Genomic DNA, 10,892 nt, shown 5'->3' with positions numbered 1-10,892 from the left:
CCGCCGGCATGGGGCGGCCGACCGCATAGCCCTGGGCGTGCGAGACCCCGGCGGCGGCGGCGGCACGCCAGAGGCCCAGATCGGAAATGCCCTCCGCGACCACACGCATCCCGGCCGAATCGGCCTGCCGTACCACGCGCCGGACCATGTTCCGCGCGCGGTGGCTGTGGCGCATGGCGGCGGCGACGCTGCGGTCCAGCTTCACGCCGCCGAAAGGCAGGTCCAGCAGCGATTCGCGGGGATCGTCGAGGCAGAGGTCGTCCAACAGCACCTCGTGGCCGGCCCGGCGTAGCCGCAGCAGGGCGCGCCGCAGCAGGCTGCGGTCCTCGACCGGCGTTGTCTCCGTCAGCTCCAGTGCCAAGGCATGGGCGGGCAGGCCGGCTTTGGCCAGGATCAGGCCGAGCCAGGCGGCAGTGTCGTCCTGCAGCAGCACGGCAAGCGGCAGGTTCACCGAGACACGGCAGTTCCTTCCCCGGCGGCGGCTGCGGCGCACCATGGCGAATTCCTGCGCGGCACGGCGCGCCACGGCGATGGACAGGTCCAGGCCGAGTCCGGCGCTTTCCACGATTGGCACGAAGCTTTCGGGCGAATAGCGTTCGGTCGGGGCCTCCCAGCGCGCCAGGGCTTCGGCGCCGGCCGGCTGGCCGTCGCGGATGCGGACGATGGGCTGGTAGCGCACCGAGACCTGGCCTTGCAGCAGGCCGAGCCGGATCGCCTCCGTGTCCTCCGCCAGGGGCGTGGCGGCGGGAAGGGACCGCATGGCGGCGCGGATCGCCCGGGGCGAAAGGGCGGCGGCGTGGTCGCGGCTCAGCACCATGCTGCGGGTGGCGCCAAAGGCATCGGCCGTCGCGACGCAGAGCTCGTCGATCCCGTTGCCGCTGGCACCATCCTCCAGGATCAGGAGGCGGGGCGGCTCATCCGCTGCCAGGACGGCATTCAAGGCTTCCTGCGGGGAAAAGGCGTGTTGCAGCGCGGAGGCCGGCTGGCCGAGCGCGCTCACCGCGCTGCGCGCGGCCCGGAGCACGCCCTGGTCCTGGGTCAGAACCATGATGGGTGCCTGCGCGTCCTCCACCCTGTCGCCGGAATTGATCATGGGCCCCGCAAAGCGTTCCTCCCGTTGATCGGCAGCATATGGGCATGAACTGGTCACGGGGAAAGAAGTTACCTTAGTATCAAAAAATAGACAATACAGAAGTGTGAACATTGCAGAAATCTTCATGCTTTCCGTAAGCTCCCGAAGGGAACTACAGCTTCAGCGACGCCAGTTGCTGACGGACCAGCCGTGTCCAGTCGGCCTCACTCAGAAAGGCGGGAAGTATGCCCGCGGCATTCGACTGCGCCACGTATTCCGGGTCCGCCACCACCTTGGCCAGCGCCGTGGCCAACGGAATGGCCAGGGCATCTGGCGTACCGGCGGGCAGCACGAAGCCGCGCCGGGCGGAGGCCACCAGGGGAATGCCCCGCTCACTCAGGATGGGTGTTTCCGGCAGAAGGGCGCAGCGCTCCGCCAGGGCCAGCCCCAGCGCCGTGAGCCGGCCTTCCTGCAACGCGGCGATGGCATCGGAGAGCCGGACCAGAGCGGCAGAGACATTGCCTGAGAGGGTCGCTTGCCGGGCGGCGGCGGCAGAGGGGAAGTGCAGCGGCACCAGCGGCAGGTGTTCCTGCAGCATTGGCGCGGCAAGGGCGGCGGTGGAACCCTCCGGTGGCAGAGCCAGGGTTTGCGGCTCCCGCTCACGTTGCAGGCCGGCAAGGCTCGTTTCCGGTGGCGCGACGAGCGCGAGGGGGTCCTCCGCCACCGCGCCGAGGAGGCGCAGCCGCCTGAGCAGGCCCGGGGCGCGGCCCTTTCCGGGTTCCACGAAGATGTCGGGCGTGACCGCATAGCCCAGGCTGCGGCCATTGACGGGTGCGGCGGCGATGCCGGCGAGCAGTTGCGCGCGGGTGGCATCCGGGCGGTTCACCACGGAAACGGTGTGGCGCGGCAGGTGGCGTTCCAGAAAGGGGGCGAAGGCCCGGAGCCAGAGGTCGCTCGGCCCGCCCTCCGCCCCTCCGGTCAGCAGGGTGACCTCCCCCGCGGCCCCGGCGGGATGGGCGCGTGCCGGGAAAGGCGCCGCCAGCCCCGCCGCCAGGCTCAGCAGCAGGCGCCTGCCCGGTGCCGCCGCTGGCCTCACCGGCGAAGCCACGGGCCGGGTCTCCACAGGGCTCCGGCCGGCATCTCCTCGGCCCGGCCCCATCGGCCCGCCGTCATCGTTGCGGCTGGGCCTCCGGCTTCTTTGCGGGTGTCTGGGCAGGTTTCTGCGAGGGCTTCGCCGGAGTCTTCATGCCGGTTGCCGAAGGCGCTGCGGGGCGCGCCTCGCCGCGGCGCAGCCGGTGCTCGCCCAGGAAGAGCAGCAGCGGCGCCGCGATGAAGATGGAGGAGGAGGTCGCCACCACGATGCCGAAGATCACCGTCCAGGCGAAGCCGGACAGGGTGTCGCCGCCGAAGATGGCCAGTGGCAGGGCGGACAGCAGCAGCGTGACCGAGGTGCCGACGGTGCGGTTCAGCGTCTGGTTGATCGACAGGTCGATCACCTCCCGCAACGGCGTGGTCTTGAACTTGCGCAGGTTCTCGCGGACGCGGTCATAGACCACGACCTTGTCGTTCACGCCGAAGCCGATGATCGTCAGGATCGCGGCGACGGTGGTCAGGTTGAACTCGATCTGCGTGACGGCCAGGAAGCCCACCGCCTTGGTGGTGTCGAGGATCAGCGTCGTCACCGCGCCCACGGCGAACTGCCATTCGAAGCGGACCCAGATGTAGACCAGCATCGCCAGCAGCGAGAAGCCGAGGGCGTAGAGCCCGTTGCGGAACAGCTCGTCCGAGACGCGGTTGCCCACGGCGTCGGTACGCAGGATGCGGCTGCCGGGGGCGACCTGGTCCAGCGCGCCGCGCACGCGGTTGACGACCTGCTGCGTCGCCGCCTCGTCGCCCTGCACGGGCAGGCGGATCAGCACGCTGTCGGGGCTGCCGAATTCCTGCACGCCAGCCTCGCCCACGCCCAGCGCATCGAGCGCGGAGCGGGTGCGGGCCAAGTCGGCGGGCCCCGGGGTGCGCACCTCCATGAGGATGCCGCCCTTGAAGTCGATGCCCTTCTCCAGCCCCGGATGGAAGGCGAGCACCACCGAGGCCAGCGACAGGATCGCCGAGACCAGGATGCCCATGTAGCGGCCGCGCATGAAGGGGATGCGCGTGCCGTCCGGGACGACGCGGAAGAGGGGATGGGTCAGGAGTCGAAGCATGGTTTGCCCCCTTCAGACCGGCAGGCTGCGCGGCCGGCGCGAGCGGAACCAGTACGAGATCATCAGGCGGACCAGCGTGGTGGCGGTGAAGAGGTGCACGACGGTGCCCAGCGCCACGGTCACCGCGAAGCCCTTCACCGGGCCGGAGCCGAAGAGGTAGAGCGCGGCCATGGCCAGCAGGTTGGTGACGTTGCTGTCCAGGATGGTGCCATAGGCCTTGCTGAAGCCTGCCTCCAGCGCGGAAGCGGGCGCGCGCCCGGCCTGCACCTCCTCGCGGATGCGCTCGTTGATCAGGATGTTGGCATCCACCGCCGTGCCGAGGGTGAGCACGACGCCGGCGATGCCGGGCAGGGTGAGCGTGGCGCCGAGCAGCGAAAGCGCGGCGCCGGTGAGCACGAGGTTCACCAGCAGGGCGAGGTTGGCGAACCAGCCGAAGAGCCCGTAGGCGGTGCCCATGTAGAGCAGCACGAAGAGCGTGCCGGTGCCGAGCGCGATCAGCCCGGCGCGGATGGCGTCGGCGCCGAGCTCGGGGCCGACCGTGCGCTCCTCCACCACCGTCAGCGGCGCAGGCAGGGCGCCGGCGCGCAGGAGGGCGGCGAGGTCGCTGGCCGACTGGGCGTTGAAGGAGCCGCTGATCTGGCCGCGCCCGCCCGTGATGGGCTCGCGGATCACCGGGGCGGTCAGCACCTTGTCGTCCAGCACGATGGCGAAGGGGCGGCCGACATTGGCGCGGGTGATGTCGGCGAAGCGGCGGGAGCCGACCGAATCGAAGGTGAAGCTCACCACCCATTCGCGCGTCTGCGGGTCCTGCGAGGCGCGGGCGTCGGACAGGTTGGCGCCGTCCACCGCCACCTGCCGGCGCACGGCATAGCGCTGGCCGTCGCGCTCCCCGGTCAGGAACATGGTGCCGGGCGGCGGCACGGTGGCCTGCGGGTTCGCGTTCTCGTCCAGCAGGTGGAAGGTCATCTTGGCGGTGCGGCCGAGGAGCTGTTTGATCCGGTTCGGATCGTCCACGCCGGGGAGCTGCACCAGCACGCGGTCCTGGCCCTGGCGGGCGACAAGGGCCTCGGCCACGCCGGTTTCGTCCACGCGGCGGCGGACGATCTCGACCGACTGGTCCACCGCGCCGCTGGCCCGGGCCTGGAGCCCGGCCTGGGTGACGGTCACGTTCAGCGCGCCGTCACCGGTGGCGGCGACCTCGATGTCCGGGCTGGTGGCGCCGGTGGAGGCGGTGACCGGGTTCGCCAGGTCGCGAAGCTGGGCCGCCGCCGTGTCGGCCTGGGCCGGGTCGCGCAGGCGCACGGTCACGCGGCGGTTCGGCTCGTCCGTCGCGATGGCGGTGTAGCCGATATTGGCCTGCCGCAGCCGGGTGCGGGCGCCGTCGGCGATGGCCTCCAGCCGGTCATGCGCCACGCGGTTCAGGTCCACCTCCAGCAGCAGGTAGGAACCGCCGCGCAGGTCGAGGCCGAGGGAGATCTGCCGCTGCGCCCAGGAGGGCAGGGCGGAGCTGGGGAGGAAGTTGGGAAGGCAGAGCAGGATGCCGAGCGCGATGACACCGAGGATCGCGGCGACCTTCCATCGCGCGAAGTACAACATGGTCCTTGAGATCAGCCCCTGGTTGAGGGGGCGGAACATGAAGTTTGCGCCGGTTTCATGCAAGACGCTGGCGTGATGCGGATGGTGACAGGGATGCCGCGCCGCCCCGGGCGTGGTTTTCCCGCCCGCTTTCCCGCCCGTCCTCTCCGCTGGCCACCGCCTCCCGGGGGCCTTGCGCGCTTCAACCCGGCGCCCGGATGATCTAGAGCCGGCGGCGGAGTGCATGGGTGATGCACGCGATCGGTGCCGGAGAAGACGGATGCGGCTGAAGCTGGGCGTGCTCGGAGCAGGGCATTTCGGACGGTTCCACGTGCTGAAGGCGGCCGCGGGCCCACGGGTGGAGCTGGTGGGGCTGCACGACCATGACCCGGAGCGCGCCGCCACCGTGGCCGGGGAGGTGGGGGTGCCGGCGCTGCCCGCCGCCGAGGTGATCGCGCGGGCCGATGCGGTGATCGTGGCGACGCCGACCGCCTTCCACCACGGGCTGGCGCGGCAGGCGCTGGAGGCCGGGCGGCATGTGCTGGTGGAGAAGCCCATTGCCGCGACGCTGGCCGAGGCGGACGAGCTGATCGCCCTGGCGGCGGCGAAGGGGCTCGTGCTGCAGGTCGGGCATCTGGAGCGCTTCTCGGCCGGCTTCGCCGCGCTGATGGGCGGGGAGGGCGGGGTCGCGGCCCGGATCGGGCGGCCGCTCTACATGGAGGCGGTGCGGATCGCACCCTTCCGCCCCCGCTCACTGGACGTGCCGGTGGTGCTGGACCTGATGGTGCACGACATCGACCTGGCCTTCGCGCTGTTCGGCGCGCCATTGGTCGGCGTCGATGCGGTGGGCGGGCCGATCGCCTCGGCGCAGACGGACATCGCCAATGCCCGGCTGCGCTTCGGCAATGGCGGGGTGGCGACGCTGACGGCGAGCCGGGTCAGCCTGAAGATGGAGCGGCGGCTGCGCCTCTTCGGCACCGAGGGCTATCTGCAGATGGATTTCCTGGCCCGCACCATGCACGTGGTGCGCAAGGGCGAGGGCGCGGCGCTGGAGCAGCTTCCGGGCTTCGGCGCGGAACAGTCCTCCTGGCAGGACCGCGACAGCCTGGAGGCCGAACATGCGGGCTTCGTGGCGGCCTGCCTGGATGGCGCGCCGGTGCGGGTAGATGGCGCGGCCGGGCGTGCGGCGCTGGATGCCGCGCTGCGGGTGGAGGAGGCGCTGGCCGCCTCGCGTCTCGCCGCCGGAGTCTGAGCGGAGGTCCCGGCTTTCTCTTCGGTCTCAACATTGCCGGGATGATGAACGCCAACATGCTGAACAGCCGGTTCGAGGGCTGCGCCTCGGCGATGACCGGCTGTTCCACGTCGGCACGGTGATCGCGACCGTGTCCGGACTGGTGCGGCCAGTTTCATGACCGGTGCCATGGCGGCCTCCGCACAAGGCCAGGACCGCCTCGGCGCCCACCGGGGAACGCAATCGGACTGGCGGCGCTGGGGAAGGCGGCGGTGGGCTGGCTTTCCGACGGCACCCCCTGGTCCACGGCGCTGGTGACGAACCTGCTGATGTTGGGGGCAACGGCGAGGCGGGGTAAACCCGTTCGTCTGTGTGATTTGGCTGCCGGGGAAAGTAAAAGGCTTACTTGGTCCAGTTTCTATCCGAGAATTCCTGAAAACTCTGTGTTCCTGGGTTCGTTCAAGACAAAGCGCCTCCAGGAACCCGGATTGGAATATGAAACCGAGTTTCTTTCCCCTGAGGAGGGGGCGGTCCCGTTTTTTCCATCTAACAAGGACCCATTCCGAAAGCATGATGGCCCAAGCTATTGCTGAGTGTATTTTGTGGGACCGTCACCGAGCCTGACACGACATAGCCGTGTCGGTAACGGCTGTATGAAGATCAGCTTGATGGATCCGGCGAAAAAGGAACTGAACTGAAGCGTTCGCGCAGGCGCTGCAGGTCACGTCGCACCCAGTCCTGGTCGTGCCGGAAGGCTTCCTCTGACATGCCAGCCTGGCGGTAGAGGGTGAGCATCACCTCGGCACCTTCGCCATTGGCGACGACTCGCATTGGTACATGGACCATCTTTCCGTCCTGGAGCTCCACCCAGTGGTCCATGACGCCGAAGGCATTGTGACCGGTGAAGCGGATCCGGATTGGGCCTTCGGAGCCCAGGGCTTCCCAGGCATCGCCATCCGGTTCCAACGAGGAGGCGCTGAGTCCGGTGGCCCAGAGCGGAAAGCTCTCTGGATGCCAGAGCGCCTCGTAGAGCGACCGCCAGTTGCGCGCGACGCTGATGCTGAGCGTCTGGGCCTCCAACATGGTGTCCCCTTTTCCTCCCATGCCACAGATTCTGACAGGGTCTTGACATGTCAATGCGTGTTCAGCGTCAACCTGCGAGTCCGGCCGCGATATTGACCGTCCCGGCGATGACGGCGGCATTGAAGATGAAGGACAGGATGCCGTGCAGCAGCACCAGCCGCCGCATCCCGGGAGAGGAGGTGGTGACGTCCGAGACCTGGGCGGTCATGCCCACGGTGAAGGAGAAATAGAGGAATTCCAGCAGGTCCGGATGCTTCTCGCCGCCGGGGAACTCGATGCCGCCGCGCAGCGCTGCCTCGTGCATGTAGTGCGTCGCGAAGAGTACCTGCACGAAGACCCAGGACAGCAGGACCGTGGCCATGGCGAGGGCGGAGGTCCAGGGCGAATCCCCCTTGGCCCCGGCCATGTCGAGCGCCACTCCGATCAGGGACACCAGCACCGCCGTCACCGTGCCGCCCAGCACGCCCCAGCGCGTCTCGTCCAGGGCCTCGGCGCGTTTCTTGGCCAGCCTCGGATCGGCGGTCAGGGCGCCATGGAGCAGCATCAGGAGATAGACCAGCATCGCCGCGTTCCAGCCGATGAGCAGGGCGGCGGAATGGCGCAGCGGGGTGAAGCGGGCCAGGGCGCCCCAGCAGCCCAGCCCGACCAGCAGGCCCAGGGAGAGGCCGGGGCGAAGGCGCAGGCTTCTCGTGGCGAAGCGCAGCGACGGGATCAGCATGGTGCGGGCGGGGCCCTCCGGCTCAGGCGCCGGCGGCCGGGAGGGAGGGCTCCGATTCGGCGGGCGGCGGGAGGGATGATGGCGCCCGGGCCGCGATTTCCGCCAGCACCGCCCGGGCGGCGGCCTGACTGGGCAGCAGGCCCGGGCCGGGGCGGAGCTGTTCCAGCAGGCGGGCGAAGCCTTCCTCCTGCCCCTGCCGGGCGCCGGGTTCGGTGAGCAGCCGGACCAGCTCGGCGGACAGCTTCTCCGGCGTGCAGTTCTCCTGGATGTATTCCGGGATCACCTCGGCGTCGGCCAGCAGGTTCACGATGCTGGCGAAGCGCACCTTGATGATGCGACGGACGATTTCCGCCGTGACCGGGTTCACGCGATAGGCCACGGCCATCGGCACCCGGGCGAGTGCCACCTCCAGCGAGGAGGTGCCGGACTTGATCAGCCCCACCCCGCCGCTTTCCCGCGCGGCGGCGAAGGCGTCGTATTTCTCCGCCACGTCGCGCACCAGGATCGGGGCGGGGGACCAGGAGGCGGTGCCGGCGCGGACGGCCTCCTCCACCGGCCCGGCCAGCGGCACCACGGGGCGCAGGCCGGGCACCCGTGCCTCGGTCCGGCGCAGAGCCTCGCCGAAAATGGGCAGGAGGCGGGCGACCTCGGTGCGGCGGCTGCCGGGCATGACCAGCACCACGCGCTCCTCCGGCGACAGGCCGTGGCGGGCACGGAAGCAGGCGGCGTCGCCCCGGTCGGCGCCGCTTTCCAGCACCGGATGGCCGACGAAGCTGACGGGGATGCCTGCCTTCTCGAAGAAGGGCGCCTCGAAGGGCAGCAGGGCCAGGATGCGGTCCACCTGCCGGGCGATCTTCTTCACGCGCCAAGGCTTCCAGGCCCAGACCTGCGGGGCGACGTAGTGCACCACCGACAGGCCGGTGGGGCGCACCCGGGCCGCGACGCGCAGGGCGAAGCTGGGTGCGTCGATGGTCACCAGCACAGCCGGGCGGCAGGCAGCGATGTCAGCCACCGTCTCGTCCAGCCGCCGGGCGAGGCGGCGGAGGTTCGGCAGCACCTCCAGCAGTCCCATCAGGGCGAGTTCCCGCATGGGGAAGAGGCTCTGGACCCCCTGTTCCGCCATGCGCTCCCCGCCCACTCCGGCGAAGCGGAGATCAGGGCGCATCGCACGCAGCGCGGCGATCAGCCGGGCGCCGAGCACGTCGCCGGAGGCTTCCCCGGCGACCAGGTAGACCAGCGGCGCCTCCGTCATGCGAAGCGTCCCGGCAATGGAATGGGGAAGGGGGCGGCGGGCCAGTCGTGGTGGTTGCGCACCCCGCCATCGGCCCGCACCGCCTCGATCCGGGCGGGATCGAGCGTGGCCAGCACCCAGCCGGGCTCGTCCAGCGCGCCGCGGGCCAGGACGCCATCCTCCGGGAAGCCGCGATCGACCGGGCCGAAGACCGCCGCGAAGCCCCGGTTCACGTCCAGCGCCGCCGACCAGGGGGCAAGGCCCACGGTGGGGGTGACGGCGACGTAGCACTGGCTTTCCAGCGCCCGGGCGGCGGCGGAGAAGCGCACGCGGTTGAAGCCGTGCATCGTGTCCGTGCAGGAGGGGGCGAGGACCAGCCAGGCCCCGGCCTCGACCTGGGCGCGGACATGGGCCGGGAACTCCACGTCGTAGCAGATGGAGATGCCGATCCGGCCCCAGGGCGTGTCGAAGACCTGCGGCGCGGCACCAGGGGAGACGATCCAGCGCTCGGCCTCGAAGCGGGTCATGAAGCGCTTGTCCTGGAAGGCGAGGCGGCCTTCCGGGTCGATCAGCGGGGCGCGGTTGCGCACCAGCCCGTCCGGGCCGCGCATGGGCAGGGTGCCGGGGAGCAGCCAGAGCCCGGCGCGGCGGGCAGCCTCCTGCATGGCCGCCAGGATGGCGGGGGCGGCATCGGTCATGGCACGCAGCTCGCCGGCCTCGTCCACGGCGAGGCCGTCGCCCGTGCTGCCGGCCCATGCATTGCCGGAAAGAGCGGCGCCGAGTTCCACGGCGGCGTATTCCGGCAGGACGGCGAGGTCGGCCTGCCCGGCGATGCGGGCCAGCCAGGTGTCGAGCTTCGCCGCGAAGGCCGCCACGTCGCGCGGGCGCTCCACCGGGTATTGCAGCAGCGCGAGGCGGAGCGGGGCGGGCGGGGTCATGCCAGGTCCTTCAGCCAGGCGGTGAGCTCGTGCGCCACCTCGCCGCCGTCGCTCCCGATCTCCGGCCAGTCCATGCGCACCATGATTTCCGGATGGTGGCGGTAGCCGCGCCTTGCCCAGAACCCGTCCAGCGGCACATGCCCCGCCGGGCGGCGCGGATCCGCCGGGTCGCGCCGCACGCCCACGAAGGCGGCGTGCCTCAGGCCCAGGGCGCGGGCATGGGCCTCGCGCCCCTCGAAGAAGCGGAGGCCGATGCCCTGGCCGCGCCAGGGGGCGAGAAGGACCGATTCGCCGAAATAGCAGAAGGCCGCCGGGTCGAGCCCGGCCCGGGAGAAGGCCTCGCGCACCGCGTCATGGGTTTCCGCCATGGGCTGGCAGGTGGCGGCGCCGACGACCTCGCGGCCCCCTTCTTCCCCGGCAAAGGCCAGGACGGCGGCGGCATCGGGGCGGTCGGCATAGGCGGCGAGGTAGTCCTCCTCCCAGCGCGGATCGCCTTCGTAGAGATAGGGCCAGTCGCGGAACACCGCGACGCGCAGGCGAGACAGGGCCGGCAGCCAGGGGCGCAGCGCGGCGCCGCGCAGGGTCTCCGTGCGCAGGGGCGAGACGGGGTCGGACATTGGGTAGGGCATAGAGCAGTTCCACCCCACCGGGCTATGGGGCGGCTCAACCCCGTCCGAGCAGGCGCGACAGGAAGCCGCCGCCCTGGGCGGCTGTTGTGGGAGGCGGCGGCTCCGGCCGTGTGGGCGGCGCCGCGGCGAGGCTGGCGAAGAGACGGCGGGCGGCCTCGCTATCCGGGTGCCGCGCCAGCAGGCCCTGGCAGGCCAGCAGGGCTTCCTCGGC

General features: G+C 70.9%; 10 protein-coding genes. 1 reads left to right on the top strand and 9 read right to left on the bottom strand.

Going from position 1 to position 10,892, the window contains the following annotated elements; translation table 11 throughout:
* The 4 genes from ROTAS13_RS12640 to secD all read right to left on the bottom strand — a co-directional run.
* A partial coding sequence (locus ROTAS13_RS12640; RefSeq protein ID WP_171979093.1) for an EAL domain-containing protein occupies nt 1–1,093 on the bottom strand: 1,093 nt, incomplete at its 3' end.
* 151 nt (nt 1,094–1,244) lie between these two features.
* Entirely contained in the window at nt 1,245–2,180 is a 936-nt protein-coding gene (locus ROTAS13_RS12635; protein ID WP_171979092.1) for a tripartite tricarboxylate transporter substrate-binding protein, read from the bottom strand.
* 61 nt (nt 2,181–2,241) lie between these two features.
* Nucleotides 2,242–3,276, bottom strand: coding sequence for a protein translocase subunit SecF (secF, locus tag ROTAS13_RS12630; protein WP_019459995.1), 1,035 nt, complete (start codon nt 3,274–3,276; stop codon nt 2,242–2,244).
* 12 nt (nt 3,277–3,288) lie between these two features.
* Nucleotides 3,289–4,911: a protein translocase subunit SecD gene (gene secD, locus ROTAS13_RS12625; protein ID WP_226946065.1), complete on the bottom strand. Its 1,623-nt coding sequence runs from the start codon at nt 4,909–4,911 to the stop codon at nt 3,289–3,291.
* Between the two features lie 220 nt (nt 4,912–5,131).
* Here secD and ROTAS13_RS12620 point away from each other — a divergent pair, with 220 nt between their 5' ends.
* The gene (locus ROTAS13_RS12620) at nt 5,132–6,103 is read left to right on the top strand and encodes a Gfo/Idh/MocA family protein (protein ID WP_075822516.1); all 972 of its coding nucleotides are present in this window, start codon (nt 5,132–5,134) and stop codon (nt 6,101–6,103) included.
* A 639-nt stretch (nt 6,104–6,742) separates the two neighbouring features.
* On the opposite strand, the gene ROTAS13_RS12615 is transcribed toward ROTAS13_RS12620, so the two are convergent.
* The 5 genes from ROTAS13_RS12615 to ROTAS13_RS12595 form a co-directional block, all read right to left on the bottom strand.
* The gene (locus tag ROTAS13_RS12615) at nt 6,743–7,165 is read right to left on the bottom strand and encodes a polyketide cyclase (RefSeq protein ID WP_075822515.1); all 423 of its coding nucleotides are present in this window, start codon (nt 7,163–7,165) and stop codon (nt 6,743–6,745) included.
* 67 nt (nt 7,166–7,232) lie between these two features.
* Nucleotides 7,233–7,883: a DUF1345 domain-containing protein gene (locus ROTAS13_RS12610; RefSeq protein ID WP_019459999.1), complete on the bottom strand. Its 651-nt coding sequence runs from the start codon at nt 7,881–7,883 to the stop codon at nt 7,233–7,235.
* Between the two features lie 22 nt (nt 7,884–7,905).
* On the bottom strand, nt 7,906–9,135 hold the full coding sequence (lpxB, locus tag ROTAS13_RS12605; protein ID WP_075822514.1) for a lipid-A-disaccharide synthase: 1,230 nt from the start codon (nt 9,133–9,135) through the stop codon (nt 7,906–7,908).
* A complete protein-coding gene (locus tag ROTAS13_RS12600; protein WP_075822513.1) occupies nt 9,132–10,052 on the bottom strand; it encodes a carbon-nitrogen hydrolase family protein in 921 nt (306 codons plus the stop codon). The genes lpxB and ROTAS13_RS12600 overlap by 4 nt, the downstream gene beginning before the upstream one ends.
* A complete protein-coding gene (locus ROTAS13_RS12595; protein WP_226946066.1) occupies nt 10,049–10,681 on the bottom strand; it encodes a GNAT family N-acetyltransferase in 633 nt (210 codons plus the stop codon). The genes ROTAS13_RS12600 and ROTAS13_RS12595 overlap by 4 nt, the downstream gene beginning before the upstream one ends.
* Nucleotides 10,682–10,892 lie beyond the last annotated feature (211 nt).

The sequence above is a fragment of the Roseomonas sp. TAS13 genome (assembly GCF_001950415.1).
Classification (GTDB): Bacteria; Pseudomonadota; Alphaproteobacteria; order Acetobacterales; family Acetobacteraceae; genus Roseomonas; species Roseomonas mucosa.
Note: the sequence above shows the minus strand (reverse complement) of the source record. Positions and strands in the feature narration are given on the sequence as shown.